Here is a 25,490-nt window from a genome sequence, read left to right as displayed (position 1 = left end):
AACACCCTGGGCGAAGACTTTCTATCGAAAGGTTGTTGTTGGTTTTGGTGATGTCGTACGTCATCGTACAACTATAAAAAGATTCGTCAACTGCAATTCATCAGACTTCATTCGGTCACCTGTTTAGAAGTGCGTTCTTGACGTAGGAAGTTTTTCCTCTATGCTCGCCACAACTGTATATACATACAGTTATTAAGGAAGATTCCTACGACATAGCAAGGAGCTAACATGTCAGATCTTGATCTCGCAGTATCCGAAAAAAAACCAACTGTCCTGCGTTTCGAAGGGGGTGAACACACCGCCATCGGCGACGACAACCTGCTGCGCTTCGCCAAGGACGCCCCGGCAATTCCCGCCCGCCAAGTCGAGCTGCACTTGCCCAACGGACTGGCGCTGACCTATGGCCAGGTCATTGCCTTGGGCGGCGACTTCTATGGCATTCCCGGCCAGCCCATCAGCGATGGCGCCTCCCCGGTCGAACGCGTGCAACGCTTTACCGCTGCGTTCAACACGCTCGCCGTACTGCCTGCTTCGCGGGAAGAAGCGCACAAGATCCTCGCGGTGATGCAAAAGGAGATCAATGCGGTCAAGCAGGCGATCAAGGAGGGCAAGCAAGCCCATGAAGCCTACGACGCCTTGGGTGATACGTTGTCCGAGGAATGGAACCGCATCACCGGCGGTGGCAGCGCGGTGTCGGCACTAATCCCACTGGGCCGCTACCTGAAGCTGGCGGCAGACAATGCCGACCACTTCGGCGAATGGGCGCTGTCTGCGTACCTGGCGGGGCACACGGCGGCGTTGCAGCAAGCTGTCGTGGCCCATCAGACCGGCACCGACCAGGCATTGGAACTGGCCTATGCCATGAACAGTTTTGCCGATCATTTTTTGACCGATCTGTTTTCCGCAGGCCACTTGCGTGTACCGCGCAAACAGTTGGCAGCGGTGGTGACACCCGGCGAACTGGGCTCGCTGATCAGCCGTTTCATGCACGATGAAGACAGCAAATTCGGGCTGAAAGTGCGCAATGCCATAGGCGATCAATGGCACGCGTATGGCGATAAACGCTATTTCGACGCTATCGATGCGGACAATCGAGTGCAAGTCAAACGTGCGGTGCAAGCCTCAGCCGATGAGATCTTCGATACGTTTATCAATGGTGCCGCGCCCTCCCCGGCCAACTTCAAGGCACCGCTGTATGTGCCCGACCTGAATGCGGCACAGAACCCGGCGAATAACTTCTCGCCGCTGTTCAAGATGGAGGGAGACAAGGTGCTGCGCCGCAAGGATGTGAATGACCTTAACGACAAGCACTGGACCAATGATTGGTGGGGGTGGAGTACGTATTTGTTGCTTAAGGACTATAAGCCCAACACACCAGCTTGATCACCGCCGACCGTCGCAACTGTGATTTCTGACAGTTACGCCCAAGTCGGCAAAAACTCATAAATAGCCTCAAGAGCCCCAGGGTGGATTCTTGGGGCTTTTTAACGCAACCCGCTTGTTCGTGCATTTGACGTTTTTATCTCCCTCACGCCACGAGGTTCATATGCGTATCTACTGCCATATCCAATCAACATCCTCAGGTCGCGCCAACAAACCCAATTATTTCGAGCTGGAAAGGGAGGCTCAGGTAGGCGATTTTGTATATTTCAAGCTGGCGGACTTTTGGGTGGTTATAAGAGCCAAATACATTTTCATGGATGAGGGGGTCGAAGGCAGCACTATGTTGCTCGATGCCCTGCCCACTGATCCGCCAACGACCATTCGCCCACCGGCGGCTTGATCAACCTGCCCGCTCCGCCTCTTCATGGGCATGGCGCAGCCGCTCCCGGCTATTGGTCAGGTGCAAGCGCATCGCCGCCCGCGCCGCATCCGAATCCTGGCGGGCAATCGCCTCATAGATCTCTTCGTGTTCACGACTCAGACGACTCATGTAGTGCTGCTGGTCATCATGAGCCAGGCGCGCCGAATTCAGGCGAGTACGTGGAATGATGCTGGTGCCCAGGTGGGTCATGATATCGGTGAAGTAGCGGTTGCCGGTGGACAGCGCGATTTCCAGGTGGAAGGCAAAGTCAGAAGCCACCGCATCGCCGGCGTGGGCCGCGCTTTCATTCAGGGCATCGAGCGCAGCGCGCATGGCGGCCAGTTGTTCATCGCTGCGGCGCAAGGCGGCCAGGCCGGCGGATTCCACTTCCAGGCTGATCCGCAATTCCAGAATCGCCAGCACGTCACGCAGGGTCACCACGGTAGCCGGGTCGATACGGAAGCCACTCGGACTCGGCGTGTCCAGCACAAAGGTGCCGATACCGTGGCGGGTTTCCACCTGCCCTGCCGCCTGCAAGCGTGAGATGGCTTCACGCACCACCGTGCGGCTGACGCCATGGGCGTCCATGATCGCCGACTCGGTGGGCAGTTTGTCGCCCCGCTTGAGCTGGCCGTCGCGGATCTGCTCGGACAACACCGTGACCAATTCCTGGGCAAGGCTGCGGCGCTTGCGGGGAAGACGAGGGGCGGTGTTGGCGTTTTCCATGATGAATCATCTTTCTCGGTGAACTTGAACACGCATCATAGCCCATGGTGGTTGTACGATCACCGTCCGGGCGCGACTTTCATCCACATCCTTCGCGCAAAAAAATGCCCCGACACAGGTCGAGGCTTTTTTTCGGCTACCCCGAGGGGAATGCCGGTTATTTCACCACTTTCAGGCTCGGCCGGCCGCTGGGACGCGGTGGCTCGGAGTCCGGTGGCGGCTGATCATCGCCCTCTACGCTTTCGATCGATTCGTCGTCCTCGAAAGGAGACTCCAGATCGAACACCATGCCTTGGCCGTTCTCACGGGCGTAGATGCCGAGGATGGCACCAATCGGCACGAACAGCGTATGCGGCACACCACCGAAACGCCCTTCGAAGCTGACCGCTTCGTTGTCCATGTGCAGGTGGCGCACGGCACTGGGTGATACGTTCAGCACAATCTGCCCGTCGCTGGCAAAACCCTGCGGTACCTGAACCGCAGGAAATTCGGAATTGACCAGCATGTGCGGGGTGCAATCGTTGTCCACAATCCACTCATAGAGCGCGCGGACCAGGTAGGGTCGACTGGAGTTCATCAGCGGCTCCTTAAGCCTTAGCGCATATCGCGTTCGACACCAGACAGACTCGCCTGGAAAGCCTCACGCGCAAACTGGCGCTCCATGTAATCAAGCAGCGGCTTGGCTGGCCGCGGCAGTTCAATACCAAGAATCGGCAAACGCCAGAGTATCGGTAATAGGCAGCAATCCACCAAACTTTGTTCCTCACTGAGGAAAAAAGGCTTATCGGCGAACAGCGGCGAAACGCCGGTCAGGCTCTCGCGCAATTCCTTACGCGCCTGTACACGTGCCGCTTCTTTACTGCGGGTATCCAGGATCACATCCACCAGCCCGCACCAGTCACGCTGGATCCGATGGATCAGCAGGCGGCTGTTGGCACGCGCCACCGGATACACCGGCAGCAAGGGTGGATGCGGGTAACGCTCATCCAGGTATTCCATCACGACGGTCGACTCCCACAACGCCAGGTCACGATCGACCAGGGTGGGCAAGCTGCCGTAGGGGTTCACTTCGATCAGCTTCGGCGGCTGACGGCCCGCCTCCACACTGATGATCTCGGCGCTGACACCCTTCTCTGCGAGCACGATGCGTACTCGGTGGGAATAGTGGTCGGCGGGGTCGGAGTAACAGGCCAACCGGTTGGTCACGCCCATGGCGGTCCTCCTCGCTTGTTGAAATTATCGAAAGCTCAAAAACGAGCGCGCCCAGAGAGCATCTCTGTAACGCCTGGTACAACCAGACCGCTACGTATTCAGAGATGCCGCTGGGCGCGCAAGATTAACAGCAATTGCTTACGGTTGGATCAATGCACATCCTTCCAGTATTCGCGTTTGAGCAGATAGGCGAATACGAAGAAGAACGCCAGGTACAGCAACACATAGGTACCGATGCGCTGATGCTGCAGTTTGACCGGGTTGGCCGAGTAGGCCAGGAAGGTCACGAGGTTCTTGACCTTCTCGTCGAACTGCTCGTCTGTCAACGAACCTGGGGTTTCTATCTTCAGTTGATCGCACGCTTCATGGGTCAAAGGTGTGCCGGTCAACGGATCGTATTGCTTCTTGCCGTCTTCAACGACCTGAATCTGCTTGCATCCTACCACTTGCTTGCCTTGCAGGCCGACCAGAACGTTAGGCATGCCGACGTTCGGGAACACACGGTTGTTCACGCCATAAGGGCGCGCCGGGTCTTCATAGAAGGATTTCAGGTAGCCGTAGAGCCAGTCGGTGCCGCGTACACGTGCCACCAGGGTCAGGTCGGGCGGTGCCGCGCCGAACCAGGTCTTGGCATCAGCAGGTTTCATGCCGATGGTCATGTGGTCGCCGATCTTGGCGCCGGTGAACACCAGCTTCTCCAGCATCATTTCATGGGGGATACCGAGATCATCGGCCACCCGCTCGTAACGCTGGAACTTGGCGCTGTGACAGCCCATGCAATAGTTGGCGAACGTGCGCGCGCCGTCTTGCATGGCGGCCTTGTCAGACACGTCGATATCGACTTTTTCCAGTTCCGGGCCGCCGTGCTCGGCAGCGAAGGACAGGAGCGGCAGGGCCGCAAGCATTAAAGCAACAAATAACTTTTTCATCAGCCAGTCACCCTTTCCGGAACCGGTTTGGTCTTCTCGAGCCGGGTGTAGAACGGCATCAGAATGAAGTAGGCGAAGTACAGGAAGGTGCAGACCTGCGACAGCAACGTACGCTCAGGGGTTGGCGCCAATACGCCCAGTACACCCAGGATCACGAACGCAATGCAGAACACCCACAGCCAGATCTTGCTCAGCCAGCCCTTGTAGCGCATGGACTTGACCGGGCTACGGTCGAGCCAGGGCAACACGAACAGCACCGCGATGGCCGCCCCCATGGCGATCACGCCCATGAGTTTGTCGGGGATCGCGCGCAAGATCGCGTAGAACGGCGTGAAGTACCAGACCGGGGCAATATGCTCAGGCGTCTTGAAGGCGTTGGCCTGTTCGAAGTTGGGCTTCTCCAGGAAATAACCGCCCATCTCCGGGAAAAAGAACACTATCGAGCAGAACACGAACAGGAACACCACCACGCCGACAATGTCTTTCACGGTGTAGTAAGGGTGGAACGGAATGCCATCCAGCGGGATGCCGTTCTCGTCCTTGTGCTTCTTGATGTCCACGCCATCCGGGTTGTTGGAGCCGACTTCGTGCAGTGCCAGGATGTGCAGGACCACCAGGCCCAGGATCACGATCGGCAAGGCCACCACGTGCAGGGCGAAGAAGCGGTTCAGGGTGATGCCGGATATCAGGTAGTCACCCCGGATCCACTGGGTCAGGTCGTTGCCGATCACCGGGATCGCACCGAACAGCGAGATGATCACCTGGGCGCCCCAGTACGACATCTGGCCCCACGGCAGCAGGTAACCCATGAAGGCTTCGGCCATCAACGCCAGGTAGATCAGCATGCCGAACACCCACACCAGCTCGCGAGGCTTCTGGTACGAGCCGTAGAGCAGGCCACGGAACATGTGCAGGTAGACGACGATGAAGAACGCCGAGGCGCCGGTGGAGTGCAGCAGGCGCAGGATCGAGCCGTACTCGACGTCACGCATGATGTACTCGACGGAGGCGAACGCCTCTTCCGCCGACGGGGTGTAGCTCATCGTCAGCCACACACCGGTGACGATCTGGTTGACCAGCACCAGCAGCGCCAGGGAACCGAAGAAGTAGAAGAAGTTGAAGTTTTTCGGTGCGTAATACTTGCTGAGATGGTCTTCCCACATTTTAGTGGCGGGGAAGCGCGCATCCACCCAATCCATGAACTTGCTCATCACGCGTTCTCCTTATCGAGGCCAATGACAATGATGTCGTCAGATTCGTAGTTGTGCGGAGGAACCGGCAGGTTCAGGGGAGCAGGCTGGGATTTGTAGACGCGGCCAGCGAGGTCGTAGTGGGAGCCGTGGCAGGGGCAGAAATAACCGCCGACCCAATCCTTGCCCAGGTCGACCGGGGCCACTTCCGGGCGGAAGGTCGGCGAGCAACCCAGGTGGGTACAGAGACCGACCAGCAGCAGGATCTCTGGCTTGATCGAACGCACTTCGTTCTTGGCGTAGGCGGGTTGGTCGGATTTCTCGGATTTGGGGTCAGACAACTGGCCTTCGATCTTCTTGAGATTCCCCAGGATTTCCTCGGTACGACGAACAATGAAAACCGGCTGGCCGCGCCACTCAGCAATCATCTGCTGGCCTGGCTCGATCTTGCTGATATTCACCTTCACCGGTGCACCTGCGGCTTTCGCCTTGGCACTGGGAAACCATGACCCCACGAACGGGACCGCAGCCCCCACCGCTCCTGCAGCACCCACCACGGATGTGGCTGCTACCAAGAAGCGACGCCGGCCTGCATTCACGCCGTCATTGCTCATTCAGTCCTCTCCCATCAGCTTTTTGGCCTGTTAAATCAGGCGTCTACTAAGTGTTGAATCTTTACTTATAAAAATTTTGCCGAATGGTAATGAAAAGCCCCACGTCTGACAAGGGAATTGCCCGGGGCTCCGCCTCCAGGCCTTGTAGTATAGGGGGTCTACGGATGTGGCAAGTTGTCACGGCGATTTTTCTGCATAAATCGCAGGCAATAAAAAACGCCCAGCTCCGTGAGGAGGCTGGGCGTTTTTGTGGAACGTAAAGCGAATTAACGCTTCGAGTACTGCGGACGCTTACGCGCTTTACGCAGACCGACTTTCTTACGTTCAACTTCACGAGCATCGCGAGTCACGAAGCCAGCTTTGCGCAGAGCGCCACGCAGGGTTTCGTCGTACTGCATCAGAGCGCGAGTGATACCGTGGCGGATTGCGCCAGCTTGACCACTTACACCGCCACCGATAACGGTGACGTAGATGTCGAACTTTTCAACGGTCTCGGTCAGTTCCAGCGGCTGACGAACTACCATGCGGGCAGTTTCGCGGCCGAAGAAGTTGTCCAGGGAGCGGTTGTTGATCGAGATGTTACCAGTACCCGGACGCAGGAAAACGCGAGCGGTTGCGGTTTTGCGACGGCCAGTGCCGTAATTTTGAGTCGCCGACATAATGAACTATTCCGTTAAAACTTCAGTTCTTGGGGCTGCTGAGCAGCATGAGGGTGTACAGCGCCCGCATAGACTTTCAGCTTGCGAAACATATCGCGACCCAGTGGGCCCTTAGGCAGCATGCCTTTGACCGCGATTTCGATCGGGGCTTCAGGCTTCTTGGCAATCAGGCCTTCGAAGTTGGAAGACTTGATACCGCCTGGGAAACCGGAGTGACGGTAGTACATTTTGTCGCTTGCTTTGTTGCCGGTTACACGAACCTGCTCAGCGTTGATGATCACGATGTAGTCACCGGTGTCAACGTGAGGGGTGTACTCAGGCTTGTGCTTGCCACGCAGACGGCTGGCGACTTCAGTGGCCAGACGACCCAGGGTCTGACCAGCGGCGTCGACGACAAACCAGTCGCGCTGAACTGTTTCCGGTTTTGCAGTAAAAGTTGTCATTCTTTAATAGCCTCAGGGGCCGCCCTGTAAATTAGACGGCGGATCTTACTGAATAGTGCGTACTTTGACAAGTCAAAGGCAGCCGGATACAGACGCTATCGGGGGCTCGGGTCGGCGCGTCCGTTCAACGGCAAGATTCTTCGGCAGGCGGCGCATCACTTCCACTGCAGAAAGAGGTGGGCAATTATGCAGATTGCGAAAAAAAATTCAACCTGCTTTTATGATTGTTTTCCCTGAAGGAGTACCCGATGGATTATCGACAGCTGGGCCGTACGGATCTGAACGTGAGCGCGATAGCCCTGGGCACCATGACATGGGGCGAGCAGAACAGCGAGGCAGAGGCCTTCGCGCAGATCGAGCGGGCCAAGGACGCGGGGATCAACTTCCTCGACACCGCTGAAATGTACCCGGTGCCGCCCAAGGCCGACACCTATGCCACCACCGAACGCTACATCGGTAATTACTTCAAGAGCCGTGGCGACCGTGCCGACTGGATCCTCGCCAGTAAGATCGCCGGCCCCGGCAACACCATCGATTACATCCGCGATGGCCACCTGCGCCACAACCGCAAGCACATCGTCGAAGCCCTGGACGCCAGCCTCAAGCGCCTGCAGACCGACTGGATCGACCTCTACCAGTTGCATTGGCCGGAACGCAGCACCAACTTCTTCGGCCAACTGAGCTACAAGCACAAGGACGAAGACAACCTCATCCCGCTGGAGGAAACCCTCGAAGCGCTGGACGAGCAAGTGAAGGCCGGCAAGATCCGCCACATCGGGCTGTCCAATGAAACGCCGTGGGGCACCATGAAATTTCTGGCCCTGGCCGAAGCCCGTGGCTGGCCGCGCGCGGTGTCGATCCAGAACCCCTACAACCTGCTCAACCGCAGTTTTGAAGTGGGCCTGGCGGAAGTCGCGATTCGCGAGCAATGCGGCCTGCTGGCGTATTCGCCCCTGGCGTTCGGCATGCTCAGCGGCAAATATGAGAATGGCGCCCGCCCAGCGAAAGCGCGACTGACGGAATACAGCCGCTTCAGCCGTTACTTCAACCCGCAGTCGGAAGCGGCGTGCAGCCGCTACGTTGCACTGGCGCGGGAGCATGGGCTGGACCCGGCGCAGATGGCGCTGGCGTTTGTGACGCAGCAACCGTTTGTGACCAGCAATATCATTGGTGCCACGTCGCTGGAGCAACTGGATAGCAACATTGCCAGTGCGGATCTGAAACTGTCGAAAGAGGTATTGGAAGGGATTGAGGCGATTCAGAAGGATCACCCGAACCCAGCGCCTTGATTGATCTTAAGACCGCTATCGGGGGCAAGCCCCCTCCCACATTTTGATCTGTGAATACATTCAAGTGTGGGAGGGGGCTTGCCCCCGATTTGGCCATCAGCAGAACCGCCCAATCAAAGCGCCCGCGCAATGATCTCCTTCATGATCTCGTTGGTCCCCGCATAAATCCGCTGCACCCGCGCATCCGCCCACGCCCGGGCAATCGTGTATTCCCACATGAAGCCGTAGCCACCGTGCAACTGTACGCATTCATCCAGCACCTTGCATTGCAGGTCGGTGGCCCAATACTTGGCCATTGCCGCCGTGGGCACATCCAGCTTGCCTTCCAGGTGCAACGCCATGCACTTGTCGACAAACACACGGCCGATCTGAATCTCGGTGGCCATCTCCGCCAACTTGAAGCGAGTGTTCTGGAAATCCGCAATCGCTTTACCAAACGCCTTCCGCTCGCGGGTGTATTCAAGGGTCCACTCCAACGCCGCCTCGGCTGACGACAAAGCGCCAATCGCCACGGTCAGCCGTTCCTGAGGCAACTCCTGCATCAGGTAGGCGAAGCCCATGCCGGCCTGGCCCAGCAGGTTTTCCTTGGGCACCCGCACATCCTGGAAGAACAGCTCCGAGGTGTCCTGGGCCTTCATGCCGACCTTCTCCAGGCGCTTGCCCTTGTCGAAGCCCGGCGTATCGGCCTCCACCAGGAACAGGCTGATGCCCTTGGCGCCGGCCTTGGGATCGGTCTTGGCGACCACGATCACCAGCTCGGCCAGGTAACCATTGGTGATAAAGGTCTTGGAGCCGTTGATCACATACTCATCGCCGTCCAGCACCGCGGTGGTCTTCACGCCTTGCAGGTCGGAACCAGCCCCCGGCTCGGTCATGGCAATCGCCGTGACCATCTCGCCGGAGATCAACTTGGGCAGGTATTTGTGTTTCAGCGCTTCACTGCCGTAATGCAGGATGTACGGCGCCACAATGTCCGAATGCAGGGAAAACCCGATGCCGGTCAGGCCCAGCCGGCTGATCTCTTCGATCACCACCGCGCTGTATAGAAAGTCCGCACCCAGCCCGCCATATTCCTCCGGCAAGTGAGAACACAACATGCCCGCCTCCCCCGCCTTGCTCCACAGATTGCGGTCGATGTAGCCCTGTTTCTCCCATTGCCCATGGAACGGCGCGGCGTCTTTTTCGAGGAAGGTGCGCACGCTCTCGCGGAAGAGTTCGTGTTCCGAGCTGAACAAGGTTCTGGGAATCATGGGTCACCTGCATGGATTGTCGGACAAGAGCGAGCCCACAGAGACTATGCCGCGAAAGCAGCACGGGACACTGGACACATGCGACAAAAAATAAGACGATCCAGCCGTCTGGTGACCACTTTCCCCTATAAGAATAAATGAAATTATGTCTAACCAAATCTCCACGCCCTTGCGGCGAGTCAGCATTTTGGCCATTGATCGGGTATTCGCTTCCACCCTCATGCAAGCCAAGGATTTCTTCCACCTCGCCAGCCTGCGTTACGGCAAGCAACAAGGCCTGGGCCTGACGCCCGGGTTTGAAACACGCCTGGTCAGCCCCAATGGGCAGTCGGTGTGCAGTTTCAGTGATGTGATCATGCCGGTGGACGGCGGCCTCGAAGACGCCGACATCATCGTGCTGCCGGCCTTCTGGGATGACTTCGACACCTTGTGCGCCCGCTACCCGCAAGTGCTGCCGTGGCTGCGTGAACAGCATGCACGCGGCGCGGTGCTCTGCGGCGAAGCCACCGGGGTGTTCTGGCTGGCCGAAGCCGGCCTGCTCGATGGCAAGGAAGCGACCACCTACTGGCGCTTCTTCAACGCTTTCAGCGAACGCTTCCCCAAGGTCCAGCTCAACCAGGACAAGCACCTCACCGACGCCGACAACCTGTATTGCGCCGGCGGCACCACTTCGGCGTGCGACCTCTACATCTACCTGATCGAACGCTTCTGTGGCGCCAACATCGCCCAGGCCGTGGCCCGCGACATTCTCTACGAAGTGCAGCGCAGCTATTCGCCGGGACGTATCGGGTTTGGCGGGCAGAAGCTGCACCAGGACGTGATCATCCTGCAGATCCAGCACTGGCTCGAAGAACACTTCGCCGACAAATTCCGCTTCGAAGACGTCGCCCGGGAACACGGCATGAGCATCCGCAACTTCATGCGCCGCTTCCAGACCGCCACTGGCGACAAGCCGCTGCATTATCTGCAACGCCTGCGTATCGAGACGGCCAAGGGCCTGCTCTCGGGCAGCCGCAAGAGCATCAAGACCATCAGTTATGAGGTGGGGTATGACGATGCGAGTTTCTTTGCGCGGTTGTTCAGGCAGCACACTGAGTTATCGCCGAACCAGTATCGCCAGCAATTCCAGCAGGCAGCCTGAGTCAGAGCGTACACAAGGCAAATGTGGGAGGGGGCTTGCCCCCGATGGCAGAGTGTCAGTCACTGTAGATATGGACTGATGTACCGCTATCGGGGGCAAGCCCCCTCCCACAGTTTGATCTACATCGATCTTAGGGTTTGTGTCCGCGCGACAGGAATTCGTGGGACTGCATTTCCAGCAACCGGCTCAAGGTGCGCTGGAACTCGAAGTTCAGGCGCCCGCCGGTGTAAAGGTCCTTGAGCTCAACTTCCGCCGAGATGATCAGCTTCACGTTACGGTCGTAGAACTCGTCGACCATATTGATGAAACGGCGCGCGATGTCGTCGGTGGTGACGCTCATCTGCTCCACGCCGCTCAGGATCACGGCGTGGAAGATCTTGCCCAGTTCGATGTAGTCGTTCTGGCTGCGCGGGCCGTCGCACAATTGGCGGAACTCGAACCAGGCCACGTCATCGCAGGTACGCAGGGCGATGATTTCGCGGTTCTCGATCATCAGCTTGTCGTTTTCCACCGCCTGGGTGCATTCCGGCGTGAGGGCGCGGAAGCTCTTTTTCAGGCTGTCGTGGGCCGCTTCATTGAGCGGGAAGTGGAACAGCTCCGCTTGCTCCAGGTGACGCAGGCGGTAGTCGACGCCGCTGTCGACGTTAACGATTTCAGTGTGCTGTTTGATCAACGCAATGGCCGGCAGGAAGCGCGCGCGTTGCAGGCCGTCCTTGTACAAACCGTCGGGCACGATGTTCGAGGTGGCAACCAGGGTCACGCCGTTCTTGAACAGCTCTTCCATCAGCGTGCCGAGGATCATGGCGTCGGTGATGTCGGAGACGAAGAACTCATCGAAGCAGATCACCCGCGCTTCTTCGGAGAAACGCTTGGCGATGATGGTCAGCGGGTTTTTCTCGCCCGGCAGGGTCTTCATCTCTTCGTGCACACGCTTCATGAAGCGGTGGAAGTGCGTGCGTACCTTTTCCTTGAACGGCAGCGCTTCGAAAAAGGTGTCCACCAGGTAGGTCTTGCCCCGGCCCACGCCACCCCAGAAGTAGAGGCCCTTGACCGGCGTGTGGTCTTTCTTGCCAAACAGCTTGCTGAACATCCCTGGCTTGCTTTGCGAGGCCGCGAGCAGGTCGTCGTACAGGCGCTGCAAATGACGCACCGCCGTTTCCTGGGCCGCGTCATGGAAGAATTCAGGGCGTTTCAGATCAGCTTGATATCGTTCTAGGGGCGTCATAATTTCGTTAGCAAGGCAACAAAAACGGGCCGTTACTGTAACGACGGCCCTGGATAATGGCAATCAACCCTTGGTCGGGTTAATCCTCGAGGGGGGTCAACGCAACGCGCAAGGCAGCGATGGCAGCATCGCGCGACGCCTCGTCGGCGAACTCGTCGCTATCGGCCACGGCGGCACCGTCCAGCCATACGCTGAAACCCAGGGCCTCGGTGCGCAGGTCCAGCGCGTCGCCGCTCTGCAGTTGCTTGGTCACCGCGCCCGCCGCCTTGCCGTCGGCAAAGTTGCGCGACAGCAGCAGTTGCTCGCCATCGGCCGATAACAGGCGGAAGCGGAAACTGCCATCGTCTTCGCGAAAGCTCACGAAGCGTGCGGCCTTCGCCGCTTTCTTCTTGGTCGCGACCGGCGCCGCAGCCTGGTTGACGAACGAACGCAGGCCCACCGCCTCACGCAGCTCGGCCAGGAACGGTGCCGCCACGGCACGGGCCTTGTTGGCGCCGACCAGCAGCAGCTCTTCCATGTCCGATGGGCGCGACATCAGTTGATGGTAGCGCTCGCGGGCTTCACCCAACTGGCCGTCCAGCAGTTGGAACAGGCGGTTCTTCGCCTCGCCCCAACCCAGGCCTTGCAGCAATTCGGCACGGAACTCTTCTTCCTGCGCCTTGGTCGCAAACGCCTGGTACAGGGTGAACAGGTGCGAATTGTCCGGGTCCTTGGCTTCGCCGGGGGCGCGGGAGTCGGTGACGATCCGCGAGATGGCGTCCTTCATGTCCTTGGCGCTGGTGAACAACGGGATGGTGTTGTCGTAGCTTTTCGACATCTTGCGGCCATCCAGACCCGGCAAGGTGGCGACGCTTTCTTCGATCAACGCCTCGGGCATGGTGAAGAATTCTTTACCGTTACCGAACAGGTGGTTGAAGCGTTGGCCGATATCACGGGCCATTTCCACGTGCTGGATCTGGTCGCGCCCCACCGGCACTTTGTGTGCGTTGAACATCAGGATGTCCGCCGCCATCAGTACCGGGTAGCTGTAGAGGCCCATGCTGATGCCCGCATCCGGGTCTTCACCGGCTTCCACGTTTTTGTCCACCGAGGCCTTGTACGCGTGGGCGCGGTTGAGCAGGCCCTTGGCGGCCACGCAGGTCAGCAGCCAGGTCAGCTCGGGGATTTCCGGGATGTCCGACTGGCGGTAGAACGTCACCCGGTTCACATCCAGGCCACCGGCCAGCCAGGTCGCGGCAATTTCCATGCGCGAGCGCTGGATGCGCTGCGGGTCATCGCATTTGATCAGGGCGTGGTAGTCGGCCAGGAAGTAAAAGGAGTCGGCATTGGCGTCCTGGCTGGCGAGGATCGCCGGGCGGATCGCACCGGCGTAGTTGCCCAGGTGCGGCGTGCCGGTGGTGGTGATGCCGGTGAGGATACGGGTACGAGTCGTCATGGGTAATCGCTTATCAGACTGCTATCAATTCGAGAGTCGCGGCAGCACCAGATCCTTCAGATCGGTGAGCTTACCGTGAAAAAAGTGTCCGCATTCTGCCACTTTCAGCAGCTCATGGGGGCGATTCAAGGCGGCGGACCAGTCGTAGACGGTCTGCGGGTCGACCACTTCGTCGGTTTCCGGCTGGATCAGGGTCAATGGGCAACCCTGGGGCAACAGGTCGGTGTCACGCAGGCGCATCACCGCCGCAGCGACCATGAACAGGTGCGAGAGTTTTTCGCCCTTGGCCTCAAGGCGCCCACCCAGGCTGGCGGCCACGTAGCCACCGAAGGAAAACCCGAGCAAGGTGATCGGCAGGTCGGGGTGTTTTTCCCGCAGCCAGGTGGCAGCCGCTTCGGCATCGTCCACTTCACCGGTGCTCATGTCGTGGGTGCCGGCACTCGCGCCGACGCCACGGTAATTGAAACGCAAGGTGATCAAACCGGCATCGCGGGCGGTGCGTTGCAGGGTCGATACAACTTTATTGAGCATGGTCCCGCCCTGCACCGGGTTAGGGTGACAGATCAGCGCCAGGCCACGTGGCTCGGGGTGATCCAGGTACAGGGCTTCCAATTGCCCTACCGGGCCATCGATCAAAACGGGGGTTTCACGCATGAGCAAGGAATGAACTCCGTGACCTCTCAAAGGGTCGACTCGTCTAGCTAAAAGTCTGTGCATGGCATCATTGCGAGCTTAATCGCGGTATACAGCGCAGGTTTGAGCCGTTAACGTAAAGCAAAGCCGTTTATAGAGGAAGGACTCGTGGAACACTCGCTCTTAGTTTGGTTGTTGCCGACTCTTGCCCTGGTTGCCGGTGTCGCCATTGGTTTCCTGGTTGCTCGCTTGCTGCCGAATGCCGCGCCTAACCGCACGCAGCGTCAGCTGGATGATATCCAGGAACGTTTTGACAGTTATCAGAACGAGGTTGTTACCCACTTCAACAGCACCGCGACCCTGGTCAAGAAGCTCACCCAGAGCTACCAGGAAGTACAGGATCATCTCGCCGATGGCGCCAACCGCCTCGCCCTCGACGACATCACCCGTCAGCGCCTGCTGGCCGCGCTGCATTCCGATGCACCGCAAACCCCAAGGGAGCGCCTGACCCCACCGCGGGAAAACCAGGAGCCACCACGGGACTACGCGCCAAAAACGCCGAACGCCCCCGGCATGCTGGATGAGCATTACGGTTTGAAGAAGTAACTTTAATCTTCAAACACTAAAAAGCCCGGCTGATCGATGATCAGCCGGGCTTTTTAGTGGGTGCTCACTCTCAAGCACACCAGAGATCCACTGTGGGAGGGGGCTTGCCCCCGATAGCGGTCTATCAATTACAGATGCTGTGACTGACCCACAGCCATCGGGGGCAAGCCCCCTCCCACACTGACCGAGTACGACCTTAAGCCGGCTGTTGTTCCTGTAGTTGACCACCCTCGATCCGCACATGCCGCCCATGGAAACGCTTGAGGCTACTGCGATGCCCGACGCTGACAATACTCAGCCCCGGCAATTCATCGATCAACGCCTGATACAAGGTCGCCTCATCCTCTTCGTCCATGGCCGACGTCGCTTCGTCCATGTACAGCCATTGCGGTGCAAACAGCAACGCACGGGCAAAGGCCAGGCGTTGCTGTTCGCCCGGCGAGAGCATGCGCTGCCAGTGGTTGGCTTCGTCCAGTCGCCCGATCAGATGGGGCAGGCGGCAGGTTTCCAGGACTTGTGCATAACGTTCTGCCGGATAGGCGCTGTCGTCCTGTGGATAACTCAACACCGCCTTCAACGTGCCAATCGGCAAGTACGGTTTCTGCGGCAGGAACAGATAACGCTCGGCCGGCAGGCGGATATTGCCGTGACCGTTGGGCCACAGGTTGCCCATGGCCCGCAACAACGTCGACTTGCCGCTGCCGGAGCGCCCGCTGAGCATCAGGCGCTCGCCCTCGGCAACGGTCAGGTCGGCGCCTTGCAACAGGTGACGACCGTCCGCCAGGTCCAGGCTCAGGTCCTTGACCTGCAACCCCGCGCCCTGATGCTGCAGGCCAATGCCCATGGTGCGCGTTTCGTTGTCTTGCATGGCCTGGCCGAAACTCAGCAGACGATCACAGGTGGCGCGCCAACTGGCCAGCAGCGTATAGGCGTCGACAAACCAACTGAGGCTGCCCTGCACGCTGCCAAACGCCTGGGCCACCTGCATCAGCACGCCCAGTTCGATCTTGCCGGCAAAGTAACGCGGGGCCGCGACGACAAAGGGAAAGATGATCGCGATCTGCGAGTAACCGCTGGTAAAGAAATTCAGGCGCTTCTTGAGCTGCATGATGCTCCAGAAGTTGCTCCACACCCGTCCGAAACGCGCGCTTAACTGCTGGCGTTCGTTGGGCTCGCCGTTGAACAGCGCGATGCTTTCCGCGTTCTCCCGTACCCGCACCAGGCTGAAACGCAAGTCCGCCTCAAAGCGTTGTTGACGGTTGCTCAGGCCGATCAGTTTTCGACCAATCAAGTGCGTCAGCCAACTGCCGATCACCGCGTACACCAGCGCGGCCCAGAACATATAGCCGGGAATCGTGATGCCCCACACCTCGATGCTGCCGGACACGCCCCACAGGATCACCGAGAACGACACCAGGCTCACCAGGTTGCTGATAAAGCCCAGCCCCAGGGTCAGGGTGCTGGCGGTAAAGGCGTTTAGGTCTTCGGAGATACGCTGGTCAGGGTTATCGGTGTAGCCGCCGTATTCCAGGTGGTAATAATTTTTGTGGCCCAGCCATTGGGCGAAGTAGCTTTCCGTCAGCCAGCGACGCCAGCGGATGGTGAGCATCTGTTGCAGATAAGAGGTGAACACGCCGGTCACAATCGCCACCACCGCAATCACGCTGAAGTACATCAGCAGGTGGGTAAAGGCGTCGTAGTCCTTGTGCTCCAACGCGTTGTAGAAATCGCGGTTCCAACTGTTGAACCACACCGACACGGCGACACTGAACAGCGACAGCCCCAGCACCACCAACAGCAGCAGCCAGGCCATGCCCTTCTCTTCACTGCGCCAGTAAGGCGTGATCAACCCCCACACCCGCCGTAAAAATTGCCCACGCACCGCGTCGTTGACCGCGGAATACTCAGCGTTCTGATTCATTGTCCAGGCTCGGTAGGGAAAAAGATGACAGGCTTTCGAACCGATCATAGTTGATCGGTTCGAGGCTCCGTGCGGCCTGAAGCAGATTGTTCAGCTGTTGTTCAGATCAGGCTCAGCGCCGTACCGGACGCTTCTGCAACTTGCGCTGCAAGGTACGGCGGTGCATACCCAGGGCGCGGGCGGTGGCGGAGATATTGCCTTCGTGCTCGGTCAGCACGCGCTGGATGTGCTCCCATTGCAGGCGGTCCACCGACATCGGGTTTTCCGGCACCAGGGTGTCGAGGTCGGCGTGTTCGGAGAGCAGGGCGGCCAGCACATCATCGGCGTCCGCCGGTTTGCACAGGTAGTTGCAGGCGCCGCGCTTGATCGCCTCGACAGCCGTGGCAATGCTGGAGTAACCGGTGAGGATCACTACGCGCATTTCCGGGTCGAGCTCCAGCAACTTGGGCAGCAGCACCAGGCCGGAGTCGCCGTCCATCTTCAGGTCGAGCGCGGCGTAGTCCGGCAGGTCGGCCTGGGCGATGGTCAGGCCTTCTTCGGCGGAGCCAGCGGTACTGACGCGGAAACCGCGCCGGCTCATGGCGCGCGCCATCACGCGGGTAAAGGTGGCGTCGTCATCTACCAGCAACAGGTGCGGCAGTTCTTCGCCTTCGACTTGGATCTCGTCACTCATCGATATCTCCTCGTGCGACACGGGGCAGGCGCAGCTCGGTGAGCGTGCCACCTTCCTCATGACTATAGAGCTTCACTGAGCCGCCCGCGCGGGTCACGCTGGCCTTGCTCAAAAACAGGCCCAGGCCGAAGCCTTTGCCCTTGGTGGTAAAGAACGGCTTGCCGATCTGTTCGGCAATGGCCAGCGGCACGCCCGCGCCGTGGTCGCGAATGCTGATGGTCACGTCTTCGGCATCCCAGTCCAACTGTACGCCCAGGCCTTCGGGGCAGGCATCGGCGGCATTGTTCAACAGGTTGAGCAGCGCCTGGGTCAGATCCGGCGGCGGCGCCATGCGCGGCACCGTGCCCTGCCCTAATAGATGAAAACGGTAACTGGCTTCGGGACGCATCAGGTGCCAGCGGTTCAGGGCTTCGTCGAGCCACTGGGTCACATCCTGCATCTCCACCGCCAGGCGGCGATTGGCCTCGGCGGCGCGTACCAGTTGCTGCAAGGTCTGCTTGCATTGCTTGACCTGTTCGCGCAGCACGCCAAGGTCTTCCTGCAACGCCGGGTCGTGATGGTCTTGAGTCATCTCATTGAGCAGCACGCTCATGGTGGCCAACGGCGTACCCAGTTCATGGGCAGCGCCGGCGGCCTGGGTGGCGACAGCCAGCAGTTGCTGATCGCGCAAGCCTTCTTCACGGCGAATGGCGCGCAGTTCTTCCTGGCGGCGCAGTTCTTCGGCCATGCGTGCGGCGAAGAAGGTGATGACGGCGGCGGACAGCGCAAAACTCAACCACATCCCGTAAATCTGCAGGTTTTCCCGGGCGATGGGGAAGGTTTGCAGCGGGTAGAAGCGCGCCAGCAACAGGGTGTAGAGGGTCAGTGCGATGCCCGACAGCACCACCGAATACCGCCACGGCAAGGTCACGGCGGCGATGGTCAAGGGCACCAGGTAATAAGAAACGAACGGATTGGTGGAACCGCCGGAGAAATACAGCAACACACTGTGGATAAACAGGTCGCAAGCCAATTGCAGGGCATATTCCAGCTCGGTCACCGGCCACGTGGTGCGCAGCCGGATGGCGGTGAACACACATAACACGATGGAGAAACCCAGGGTCACGCCCAGTTGCAGCCACGGCAGCGGCAGCAGGTCGAACCAATAGGCGAGCCCGACGGAGCCAGCCTGTGCGGCCAGCACCAGCGTGCGGATGAACGTCAGGCGCCAGAGGTTCTGGCGGGTGGCGGAAGTCAGTTTTACGGCGGCGAGCATGAGCTCTCCCGATGAGCGCTGCAGGCGGATCGGCAGGAGTATAAACGAAGCAGACCCGCTGGCACGGCGCGTGTGGCTCTTTGCCGCAGGCCGAGTAAATGACCGTTCGTCGGCACCGCCACAACTTGTAGGTAATGTGTAAACCCGAAGAACCCGCTGCCACCGTCTACAGTCATACCGAACACGACCACCCCAAGGAGCTTTCATGCCTCGTTTCACTCGCAGTGCCGCTGTTATCACCCTCGGCCTCGCCACCCTGGCCAGCCTTCCGGCCGTGGCCGCCGAAGGGCTGAACTACAACCAGATTTCCCTGCGCGCCGAGGTCAGCCAGGAGGTGGCCCGCGACAAGATGATCGTCACGCTGTACACCGAGTCCCAGAACAGCGACCCGGCCAAGCTCGCCGCCGAAATCACCACCACCATGAACAAGGCGCTGGGCCAGGCCCGCGAAGTCAAAGGCGTGACTCTGCGCCAGGGCAGCCGCAACAGCTACCCGATCTACGACAACAAGAACCAGAAGATCACCGGCTGGCGCGAGCGCGCCGAGCTGCGCCTGGAAAGTGCGGACTTCCCGGCGCTGTCCAAGCTCACTGGTGAACTGCAGAGCACCCTCAAGATGGAAAACATGGAGTTCTCCATCGCCGACACCACGCGCAAGTCCAGCGAAGATGCGCTGCTCAAAGATGCAGTCGCCGCATTCAAGGCTCGCGCCCAACTGGCCACCGATGCGTTGGGCGGCAAGGGCTACAAGATCGTCAACCTGAACTTCAACACCAATGGCTACCCGATGCCTTACGCCCGTGGCGGGATGATGATGAAAGCCGCGATGGCTGATTCAGCCCCCACACCTGAAGTGGAAGCCGGCACCAGCCAAGTCAACATGAGCGCCGATGGCGTGATTGAAGTGCAGATGCCGTGACCCCTACCTGATAAACCTGAACGGCGTTACCCTCGGTGGCGCCGTTTTCGTTTGGGCAGCTTTTGTATGCCTGCCACTTCAGGGGTCTCCATGGAAAGAATCGCCTTAAAACCGCTCCTCCTCGCCGCAGGCCTGCTCGGGTTCATGCCCATGGCCCACGCGGCCAGCACCCTGGTCTACTGCTCCGAAGCCAGCCCTGCCGGCTTCGACCCCAGCCAGTACACCAGCGGCACCGATTTCGATGCGTCGGCCGAGACCGTGTTCAACCGCCTCACGCAGTTCAAGCGTGGCGGCACCGAAGTCGAACCTGGCCTGGCGACAAGCTGGGACATCTCCAAAGACGGCCTGACCTACACCTTCCATCTGCGCGATGGCGTCAAGTTCCACACCACCGATTTCTTCACGCCTACCCGCGATTTCAACGCGGATGATGTGTTGTTTACCTTCAATCGCCTGCTGGATGCCGACAGTCCATTCCGCAAGGCGTACCCATCCGAGTCGCCGTACTTTACCGACATGGGTTTGAACACCACGATCAAGAGCGTCGACAAACTCGACGACCACACCGTGCGCTTCAACCTGAACAACGTCGATGCGTCGTTTGTGCAAAACCTGGCCATGAGCTTTGCCTCGGTGCAATCGGCCGAGTACGCCGCGCAACTGCTCAAGCAGGGCAAGGCCGAAGAGATCAACCAGAAACCCGTAGGCACCGGGCCGTTTGTGTTCAAGCGCTACCAGAAGGATTCGCAGATCCGCTACGTGGCCAATAAACAGTACTGGAAACCCGAGGATGTGAAACTCGACAACCTGGTGTTCGCCATCACCCCGGATGCCGCGTCACGCCTACAGAAGCTCAAGGCCGGCGAATGCCAGGTCAGCGGTTATCCGCGTCCTGCCGACATCGAAGTGATGAAGCAGGACCCGAACCTGCGTGTACTGCAACAAGCCGGTTTCAACCTGGGCTTCCTGGCCTACAACGTGACCCACCCGCCGCTGGACCAGCTCAAGGTGCGCCGGGCCCTGGACATGGCCATCGACAAGCCGGCGATTATCAAGGCGGTGTACCAGAGTGCCGGACAATTGGCGCAGAACGCCCTGCCTCCAGCGCAGTGGTCTTATGACCCCACCATCAAGGACGCGCCCTACGATCCGACCAAAGCCAAGGCGCTACTAAAAGAAGCAGGGGTTGCACCAGGTACCACCATCAACCTGTGGGCAATGACCGTGCAACGCGCCTCCAACCCGAACGCGCGCATGTCGGCACAAATGATCCAGCAAGATTGGGAAAAGATCGGGATCAAGGCCAATATCGTCAGCTATGAATGGGGCGAATACATCAAGCGCGCCAAAAACGGCGAGCATGACGCCATGATTTATGGCTGGACCGGCGACAACGGCGACCCGGATAACTGGCTGGGCGTGCTCTACAGTTGTGCCGCAGTCAAGGGCAGCAACTACGCCAAATGGTGTAACCCGGCCTACGACAAACTGGTGCAGCAGGCCAAGGTCAGCAACGACCGCGAACAGCGCATCAAGTGGTATCAACAGGCACAAAAAATCCTTAAGGAACAAATACCTATAACGCCTATTGCAAACTCGACGGTTTTCCAGCCCATGCGCAAGGAAGTGCGCGACTTCAAGATCAGTCCCTTTGGCCTGACACCGTTCTACGGCGTGAGTCTAGATAAGTAACAGCAGCGCCCCAACCGAGTGCGCCAGACGCCTCGGCTGGGCTTTTTTGGTGCGATGAATGCACCGAAAAAACCCTCGAAATATGCGCAAATATGTCGAAACTTTCATAATTGCGACATTCCTGTACGTTCGTACCACTGTTTCACCCTCGCAACGGTTCAGCATCTTGCAATGGGTATGGCGCCTGCATAAGTATCCGCAGGCCGACTCACGAGGTCGCCCTCACCACCAAAAATGACAACAAATCATGAGGCCAACATGCTTAAACACGCAGTCATTCCGTTAATTGTTAGCGCTGGCCTTATGGCCGCAGCTCCTTTCGCCCAAGCGGCGACTAACCTGGTGTTCTGCTCCGAAGGGAGCCCGGCCGGTTTCGACCCAGGCCAGTACACCACCGGAACAGACTTCGATGCCTCGGCCGAAACCATGTTCAACCGCCTGACCCAGTTCGAACGCGGCGGCACCGCTGTGATTCCTGGGCTGGCCACCAGCTGGGACGTGTCCCCGGATGGCTTGACCTACACCTTCCACCTGCGGGATGGCGTCAAGTTCCACACCACCTCGTACTTCAAGCCGACCCGTACCTTCAATGCCGATGACGTGCTGTTCACGTTCAACCGCATGATCAACAAGGACGATCCGTTCCGTAAGGCCTACCCCACCGAGTTCCCGTACTTCACGGACATGGGGATGGACACCAACATCAAGAACATCGAAAAAGTCGATGACCATACTGTCAAGTTCACCCTTGGCACTGTGGACGCCGCCTTCATCCAGAACCTGGCGATGAGCTTTGCTTCGATCCAGTCGGCCGAATACGCCGCCCAACTGTTGAAAGACGGCAAGGCCCCGGACATCAACCAGAAGCCAATCGGCACTGGCCCGTTCGTGTTCAAGAGCTACCAGAAAGACTCGAACATCCGTTACACCGGCAACAAGGACTACTGGAAACCTGAAGACGTGAAGATCGACAACCTGATCTTCGCCATCACCACCGACCCGTCGGTGCGCATCCAGAAGCTCAAGAAAAACGAATGCCAGATCACCCTGTTCCCACGTCCGGCCGACCTCAAGGCGCTGGGCGATGACAAGGACCTGAAACTGCCGCATCAAGCCGGTTTCAACCTAGGCTATATCGCTTACAACGTGATGCCGGTCCTCAAGGGCCAGACCGCCGCCAACCCGCTGTCCGACCTGCGCGTACGTGAAGCGCTGGACATGTCGGTGAACAAGCAGCAGATCATCGACTCCGTGTACCAGGGCGCCGGCCAACTGGCCGTCAACGCCATGCCACCGACCCAATGGTCCTACGACACCACCATCAAGGATGCACCGTACGACGTGGCCAAGGCCAAGGACCTGCTCAAGCAGGCCGGCGTCAAAGACGGCACCGAGATCACCCTGTGGGCCATGCCGGTCCAGCGTCCGTACAACCCGAACGCCAAACTGATGGCCGAGATGCTGCAGAACGACTGGAAACAGATCGGCCTGAAGGTCAACATCGTCAGCTACGAATGGGGCGAGTACATCAAGCGTTCCAAAGGTGGCGAGAACCAGGCCATGATCATTGGCTGGAGCGGTGACAATGGTGACCCGGACAACTGGTTGAACGTGCTGTTCGGCTGCGACTCGCTGGCCGGCAACAACTTCTCGAAGTGGTGCGACAAGAAATTCGACGGCATCGTGAAAGAAGCCAAGGCAACGTCGGACGTCGCCAAACGCACCGAGCTGTACAAGCAGGCGCAACATATCCTCAAAGATGCAGTCCCGATGACACCTATCGCGCACTCGACGGTGTATCAACCCATGCGCAACACCGTGCAGGACTTCAAGATCAGCCCGTTTGGCTTGAACTCCTTCTACGGCGTGAGCGTCAGCGGCAAGTAAGGATCACTGGCGGCGACGTTGCATAAACGTCGCCGTTATTGCATCCGCCTTGGCCGTAGGACATGGACCACACTCGAAACCGTTGCTTCCTACAGCAATGAACTGCGCAGTGCGACTCCATTGCCTACAAGGTCAATCCGATTTGGCGTATTTACTGCGAAGTCCGCGACCCATAACGTCGTAGGACAGCAGAGGCTCCAAACTCGGAAAGGCACTTGCTGCGTGTGGGATCAGTGATGTCCCCCTGGCTGAATGCCGGGGTGATTGCTCGCTGATGACAACTACAAACAAGGATCGGGATCGTCATGCGCCATACCACCGTTCTATCCGCAATTTTTGGCACCGGCCTGCTGGCTGCGGCCACAATGGGCCACGCCGCCGACAAGCGCAGCCTGGTGTTCTGCTCGGAAGGCAGCCCGGCCGGCTTTGACACCGCGCAGTACACCACCGCCACCGATAACGATGCGGCCGAGCCGCTGTACAACCGCCTGGTTGAGTTTGAAAAGGGCGAGACGGGTGTCGTGCCTGCGTTGGCAACCAAGTGGGATATTTCGCCGGACGGCCTGACCTACACCTTTCACTTGCGTGAAGGGGTGAAATTCCACAGCAACAAGGAATTCAAGCCGACTCGGGACTTCAACGCCGACGACGTGCTGTTCACCTTCAACCGCATGCTTGACCCCGACCATCCGTTTCGCAAGGCCTACCCCACCGAGTTTCCGTACTTCAACGGGATGAGCCTGAACAAGAACATTGCCAAGGTCGCCAAAACCGATCCGCACACCGTAGTGATGACCCTGAACACGGTCGACGCCGCGTTCATCCAGAACATCGCCATGAGCTTCGCCGCGATCCTGTCGGCCGAATATGCCGAGCAACTGCTCAAGGCCGGCAAGCCCAGCGACATCAACCAGAAGCCGATCGGCACTGGCCCCTTCGTGTTCCAGCGTTACCAGAAAGATTCGCAGATCCGCTATGTGGCCAACAAACAGTACTGGGACCCGAGCAAGGTCAAGCTCGACCAGCTGATTTTCGCCATCAACACCGACGCCTCGGTGCGCGTGCAAAAACTCAAGGCCGGCGAATGCCAGGTGACCCTGCATCCGCGTCCGGCTGACGTCGACGCCCTCAAGGCCGACTCAAACCTGAAACTGCTGACCAAGCCGGGGTTCAACCTCGGCTACATCGCCTACAACGTGCGCCACAAGCCGTTCGACCAGCTTGAAGTGCGCCAGGCGCTGGACATGGCGGTGAACAAGCAGAGCATCCTGAACGCCGTGTACCAGGGCGCGGGGCAACTGGCGGTCAACGCCATGCCGCCGACGCAATGGTCCTACGACGAGACGATCAAGGACGCCACCTACAACCCGGAGAAAGCCAAGGAACTGCTCAAGGCTGCCGGCGTGAAGGAAGGCACTGAAATCACCCTGTGGGCGATGCCGGTGCAACGGCCGTACAACCCCAACGCCAAGCTGATGGCCGAGATGCTGCAAAGCGACTGGGCCAGGATCGGCCTCAAGGTCAAGATCGTCAGCTACGAGTGGGGCGAATACATCAAGCGCACCAAGAACGGTGAGCACGATGTGAGCCTGATCGGCTGGACCGGCGATAACGGTGACCCGGACAACTGGCTGGGCACCCTCTACAGCTGCGACGCCATCGGCGGGAACAACTACTCCATGTGGTGTGACCCGGCGTACGACAAGCTGATCAAGCAAGCCAAGGTCGTGACCGACCGCGAACAACGGACTGTTCTGTACAAACAGGCGCAGCAACTGCTTAAAGCGCAGGTGCCGATCACGCCCGTCGCCCACTCGACGGTCAACCAGCCGTTAAGCGCCAAAGTCGAAGGGTTCAAGGTCAGCCCCTTCGGCCGCAACGTGTTCTCGGGCGTCAGTATCACCCCATAAGAAAATAACCGGATTGCGCAGGGCGGCCCCCGCCTTGCTGCAAACGCGCGGCCTTTTGTTGGGATTTTTCCTACGCC

The 25,490-nt window shown here is 59.1% G+C and carries 24 protein-coding genes; 9 read left to right on the top strand and 15 right to left on the bottom strand.

The genetic code is table 11. From position 1 onward, the window contains the following. Positions 1 to 228: 228 nt before the first annotated feature. Both ACZ445_RS04290 and ACZ445_RS04285 read left to right on the top strand, forming a co-directional pair. Positions 229 to 1,383: a phospholipase gene (locus tag ACZ445_RS04290; RefSeq protein WP_464708009.1), complete on the top strand. Its 1,155-nt coding sequence runs from the start codon at positions 229 to 231 to the stop codon at positions 1,381 to 1,383. A 163-nt stretch (positions 1,384 to 1,546) separates the two neighbouring features. Continuing rightward, a complete protein-coding gene (locus tag ACZ445_RS04285) occupies positions 1,547 to 1,783 on the top strand; it encodes a hypothetical protein (protein WP_058423018.1) in 237 nt (78 codons plus the stop codon). Here ACZ445_RS04285 and ACZ445_RS04280 read toward each other — a convergent pair whose 3' ends face one another. The 8 genes from ACZ445_RS04280 to rplM form a co-directional block, all read right to left on the bottom strand. Then, on the bottom strand, positions 1,784 to 2,530 hold the full coding sequence (locus ACZ445_RS04280) for a FadR/GntR family transcriptional regulator (protein ID WP_058423019.1): 747 nt from the start codon (positions 2,528 to 2,530) through the stop codon (positions 1,784 to 1,786). A gap of 157 nt (positions 2,531 to 2,687) precedes the next feature. Continuing rightward, positions 2,688 to 3,107, bottom strand: coding sequence for a ClpXP protease specificity-enhancing factor (locus ACZ445_RS04275; RefSeq protein WP_058423020.1), 420 nt, complete (start codon positions 3,105 to 3,107; stop codon positions 2,688 to 2,690). 17 nt (positions 3,108 to 3,124) lie between these two features. Then, positions 3,125 to 3,742 carry a glutathione S-transferase N-terminal domain-containing protein gene (locus ACZ445_RS04270; protein WP_010213164.1) on the bottom strand — a complete coding sequence of 206 codons (618 nt, stop codon included), beginning with the start codon at positions 3,740 to 3,742 and terminating at the stop codon, positions 3,125 to 3,127. 149 nt (positions 3,743 to 3,891) lie between these two features. Next, positions 3,892 to 4,671: a cytochrome c1 gene (locus ACZ445_RS04265; RefSeq protein WP_034102164.1), complete on the bottom strand. Its 780-nt coding sequence runs from the start codon at positions 4,669 to 4,671 to the stop codon at positions 3,892 to 3,894. After that, positions 4,671 to 5,882: a cytochrome b gene (locus tag ACZ445_RS04260; RefSeq protein WP_003171746.1), complete on the bottom strand. Its 1,212-nt coding sequence runs from the start codon at positions 5,880 to 5,882 to the stop codon at positions 4,671 to 4,673. Before ACZ445_RS04260 ends, ACZ445_RS04265 begins: the two co-directional genes overlap by 1 nt. Continuing rightward, positions 5,882 to 6,475: a ubiquinol-cytochrome c reductase iron-sulfur subunit gene (gene petA, locus ACZ445_RS04255; RefSeq protein WP_038844905.1), complete on the bottom strand. Its 594-nt coding sequence runs from the start codon at positions 6,473 to 6,475 to the stop codon at positions 5,882 to 5,884. The genes ACZ445_RS04260 and petA overlap by 1 nt, the downstream gene beginning before the upstream one ends. A 266-nt stretch (positions 6,476 to 6,741) precedes the next feature. Next, complete coding sequence (gene rpsI / locus ACZ445_RS04250; RefSeq protein ID WP_002555064.1) at positions 6,742 to 7,134, bottom strand: 30S ribosomal protein S9; 393 nt, start codon at positions 7,132 to 7,134, stop codon at positions 6,742 to 6,744. 14 nt (positions 7,135 to 7,148) lie between these two features. Further along, positions 7,149 to 7,577, bottom strand: a complete 429-nt coding sequence (gene rplM / locus ACZ445_RS04245) for a 50S ribosomal protein L13 (RefSeq protein WP_003188508.1) — start codon at positions 7,575 to 7,577, stop codon at positions 7,149 to 7,151. Between the two features lie 248 nt (positions 7,578 to 7,825). Here rplM and ACZ445_RS04240 point away from each other — a divergent pair, with 248 nt between their 5' ends. Continuing rightward, complete coding sequence (locus ACZ445_RS04240) at positions 7,826 to 8,866, top strand: NADP(H)-dependent aldo-keto reductase (protein WP_464708008.1); 1,041 nt, start codon at positions 7,826 to 7,828, stop codon at positions 8,864 to 8,866. Positions 8,867 to 8,979: 113 nt separating this feature from the next. On the opposite strand, the gene ACZ445_RS04235 is transcribed toward ACZ445_RS04240, so the two are convergent. After that, positions 8,980 to 10,116, bottom strand: a complete 1,137-nt coding sequence (locus tag ACZ445_RS04235; RefSeq protein ID WP_179030136.1) for an acyl-CoA dehydrogenase family protein — start codon at positions 10,114 to 10,116, stop codon at positions 8,980 to 8,982. A 220-nt stretch (positions 10,117 to 10,336) separates the two neighbouring features. Here ACZ445_RS04235 and ACZ445_RS04230 point away from each other — a divergent pair, with 220 nt between their 5' ends. Beyond that, positions 10,337 to 11,257: a GlxA family transcriptional regulator gene (locus tag ACZ445_RS04230; protein ID WP_183133342.1), complete on the top strand. Its 921-nt coding sequence runs from the start codon at positions 10,337 to 10,339 to the stop codon at positions 11,255 to 11,257. A gap of 130 nt (positions 11,258 to 11,387) precedes the next feature. Here ACZ445_RS04230 and zapE read toward each other — a convergent pair whose 3' ends face one another. The 3 genes from zapE to ACZ445_RS04215 all read right to left on the bottom strand — a co-directional run bounded on the left by zapE (position 11,388) and on the right by ACZ445_RS04215 (position 14,571). Beyond that, the gene (gene zapE, locus ACZ445_RS04225) at positions 11,388 to 12,482 is read right to left on the bottom strand and encodes a cell division protein ZapE (RefSeq protein WP_058423024.1); all 1,095 of its coding nucleotides are present in this window, start codon (positions 12,480 to 12,482) and stop codon (positions 11,388 to 11,390) included. Between the two features lie 79 nt (positions 12,483 to 12,561). Beyond that, positions 12,562 to 13,917, bottom strand: coding sequence for a tryptophan--tRNA ligase (locus ACZ445_RS04220; RefSeq protein WP_058423025.1), 1,356 nt, complete (start codon positions 13,915 to 13,917; stop codon positions 12,562 to 12,564). A 24-nt stretch (positions 13,918 to 13,941) separates the two neighbouring features. Further along, on the bottom strand, positions 13,942 to 14,571 hold the full coding sequence (locus ACZ445_RS04215; RefSeq protein ID WP_058423026.1) for an alpha/beta hydrolase: 630 nt from the start codon (positions 14,569 to 14,571) through the stop codon (positions 13,942 to 13,944). Positions 14,572 to 14,718: 147 nt separating this feature from the next. On the opposite strand from ACZ445_RS04215, the gene ACZ445_RS04210 reads away from it, so the two are divergent. Beyond that, on the top strand, positions 14,719 to 15,156 hold the full coding sequence (locus ACZ445_RS04210) for a Z-ring associated ZapG family protein (protein ID WP_003171734.1): 438 nt from the start codon (positions 14,719 to 14,721) through the stop codon (positions 15,154 to 15,156). Positions 15,157 to 15,352: 196 nt separating this feature from the next. Here ACZ445_RS04210 and ACZ445_RS04205 read toward each other — a convergent pair whose 3' ends face one another. From ACZ445_RS04205 to ACZ445_RS04195, 3 genes are all read right to left on the bottom strand, one after another. Then, positions 15,353 to 17,077: an ABC transporter ATP-binding protein/permease gene (locus ACZ445_RS04205; RefSeq protein ID WP_464708007.1), complete on the bottom strand. Its 1,725-nt coding sequence runs from the start codon at positions 17,075 to 17,077 to the stop codon at positions 15,353 to 15,355. 112 nt (positions 17,078 to 17,189) lie between these two features. After that, positions 17,190 to 17,750, bottom strand: coding sequence for a response regulator transcription factor (locus ACZ445_RS04200; RefSeq protein ID WP_003171731.1), 561 nt, complete (start codon positions 17,748 to 17,750; stop codon positions 17,190 to 17,192). Continuing rightward, positions 17,743 to 19,005 carry an ATP-binding protein gene (locus ACZ445_RS04195; protein ID WP_058423028.1) on the bottom strand — a complete coding sequence of 421 codons (1,263 nt, stop codon included), beginning with the start codon at positions 19,003 to 19,005 and terminating at the stop codon, positions 17,743 to 17,745. The genes ACZ445_RS04200 and ACZ445_RS04195 overlap by 8 nt, the downstream gene beginning before the upstream one ends. 205 nt (positions 19,006 to 19,210) lie before the next feature. Here ACZ445_RS04195 and ACZ445_RS04190 point away from each other — a divergent pair, with 205 nt between their 5' ends. From ACZ445_RS04190 to ACZ445_RS04175, 4 genes are all read left to right on the top strand, one after another. Continuing rightward, positions 19,211 to 19,924: an SIMPL domain-containing protein gene (locus ACZ445_RS04190; RefSeq protein ID WP_058423029.1), complete on the top strand. Its 714-nt coding sequence runs from the start codon at positions 19,211 to 19,213 to the stop codon at positions 19,922 to 19,924. Positions 19,925 to 20,014: 90 nt separating this feature from the next. Further along, complete coding sequence (locus ACZ445_RS04185; RefSeq protein ID WP_179030040.1) at positions 20,015 to 21,616, top strand: ABC transporter substrate-binding protein; 1,602 nt, start codon at positions 20,015 to 20,017, stop codon at positions 21,614 to 21,616. A 258-nt stretch (positions 21,617 to 21,874) separates the two neighbouring features. Then, on the top strand, positions 21,875 to 23,503 hold the full coding sequence (locus tag ACZ445_RS04180; RefSeq protein WP_179030039.1) for an ABC transporter substrate-binding protein: 1,629 nt from the start codon (positions 21,875 to 21,877) through the stop codon (positions 23,501 to 23,503). Positions 23,504 to 23,808: 305 nt separating this feature from the next. Further along, positions 23,809 to 25,413 (top strand): ABC transporter substrate-binding protein, encoded by a 1,605-nt coding sequence (locus tag ACZ445_RS04175; RefSeq protein ID WP_464708006.1) that lies wholly within the window; start codon positions 23,809 to 23,811, stop codon positions 25,411 to 25,413. Positions 25,414 to 25,490: the final 77 nt, after the last annotated feature.

The organism is Pseudomonas allii, assembly GCF_055380095.1.
The sequence above is the reverse complement of the archived record's forward strand: the minus strand, read 5'-3'. Positions and strand labels throughout refer to the sequence as shown.

What these genes read in the sequence shown, in the direction of transcription:
- ACZ445_RS04270 (WP_010213164.1), bottom strand. Translation starts at nt 3,742, where the DNA reads ATGGGCGTGACCAACCGGTTGGCCTGTTACTCCGACCCCGCCGACCAC.
- ACZ445_RS04265 (WP_034102164.1), bottom strand. Translation starts at nt 4,671, where the DNA reads ATGAAAAAGTTATTTGTTGCTTTAATGCTTGCGGCCCTGCCGCTCCTG.
- ACZ445_RS04260 (WP_003171746.1), bottom strand. Translation starts at nt 5,882, where the DNA reads ATGAGCAAGTTCATGGATTGGGTGGATGCGCGCTTCCCCGCCACTAAA.
- petA (WP_038844905.1), bottom strand. Translation starts at nt 6,475, where the DNA reads ATGAGCAATGACGGCGTGAATGCAGGCCGGCGTCGCTTCTTGGTAGCA.
- ACZ445_RS04190 (WP_058423029.1), top strand. Translation starts at nt 19,211, where the DNA reads ATGCCTCGTTTCACTCGCAGTGCCGCTGTTATCACCCTCGGCCTCGCC.
- rpsI (WP_002555064.1), bottom strand. Translation starts at nt 7,134, where the DNA reads ATGTCGGCGACTCAAAATTACGGCACTGGCCGTCGCAAAACCGCAACC.
- rplM (WP_003188508.1), bottom strand. Translation starts at nt 7,577, where the DNA reads ATGACAACTTTTACTGCAAAACCGGAAACAGTTCAGCGCGACTGGTTT.
- ACZ445_RS04235 (WP_179030136.1), bottom strand. Translation starts at nt 10,116, where the DNA reads ATGATTCCCAGAACCTTGTTCAGCTCGGAACACGAACTCTTCCGCGAG.
- ACZ445_RS04285 (WP_058423018.1), top strand. Translation starts at nt 1,547, where the DNA reads ATGCGTATCTACTGCCATATCCAATCAACATCCTCAGGTCGCGCCAAC.
- ACZ445_RS04180 (WP_179030039.1), top strand. Translation starts at nt 21,875, where the DNA reads ATGCTTAAACACGCAGTCATTCCGTTAATTGTTAGCGCTGGCCTTATG.
- ACZ445_RS04280 (WP_058423019.1), bottom strand. Translation starts at nt 2,530, where the DNA reads ATGGAAAACGCCAACACCGCCCCTCGTCTTCCCCGCAAGCGCCGCAGC.
- ACZ445_RS04275 (WP_058423020.1), bottom strand. Translation starts at nt 3,107, where the DNA reads ATGAACTCCAGTCGACCCTACCTGGTCCGCGCGCTCTATGAGTGGATT.
- ACZ445_RS04220 (WP_058423025.1), bottom strand. Translation starts at nt 13,917, where the DNA reads ATGACGACTCGTACCCGTATCCTCACCGGCATCACCACCACCGGCACG.
- ACZ445_RS04200 (WP_003171731.1), bottom strand. Translation starts at nt 17,750, where the DNA reads ATGAGTGACGAGATCCAAGTCGAAGGCGAAGAACTGCCGCACCTGTTG.
- ACZ445_RS04215 (WP_058423026.1), bottom strand. Translation starts at nt 14,571, where the DNA reads ATGCGTGAAACCCCCGTTTTGATCGATGGCCCGGTAGGGCAATTGGAA.
- ACZ445_RS04240 (WP_464708008.1), top strand. Translation starts at nt 7,826, where the DNA reads ATGGATTATCGACAGCTGGGCCGTACGGATCTGAACGTGAGCGCGATA.
- ACZ445_RS04230 (WP_183133342.1), top strand. Translation starts at nt 10,337, where the DNA reads ATGCAAGCCAAGGATTTCTTCCACCTCGCCAGCCTGCGTTACGGCAAG.
- ACZ445_RS04290 (WP_464708009.1), top strand. Translation starts at nt 229, where the DNA reads ATGTCAGATCTTGATCTCGCAGTATCCGAAAAAAAACCAACTGTCCTG.
- ACZ445_RS04175 (WP_464708006.1), top strand. Translation starts at nt 23,809, where the DNA reads ATGCGCCATACCACCGTTCTATCCGCAATTTTTGGCACCGGCCTGCTG.
- ACZ445_RS04195 (WP_058423028.1), bottom strand. Translation starts at nt 19,005, where the DNA reads ATGCTCGCCGCCGTAAAACTGACTTCCGCCACCCGCCAGAACCTCTGG.
- zapE (WP_058423024.1), bottom strand. Translation starts at nt 12,482, where the DNA reads ATGACGCCCCTAGAACGATATCAAGCTGATCTGAAACGCCCTGAATTC.
- ACZ445_RS04205 (WP_464708007.1), bottom strand. Translation starts at nt 17,077, where the DNA reads ATGAATCAGAACGCTGAGTATTCCGCGGTCAACGACGCGGTGCGTGGG.
- ACZ445_RS04185 (WP_179030040.1), top strand. Translation starts at nt 20,015, where the DNA reads ATGGAAAGAATCGCCTTAAAACCGCTCCTCCTCGCCGCAGGCCTGCTC.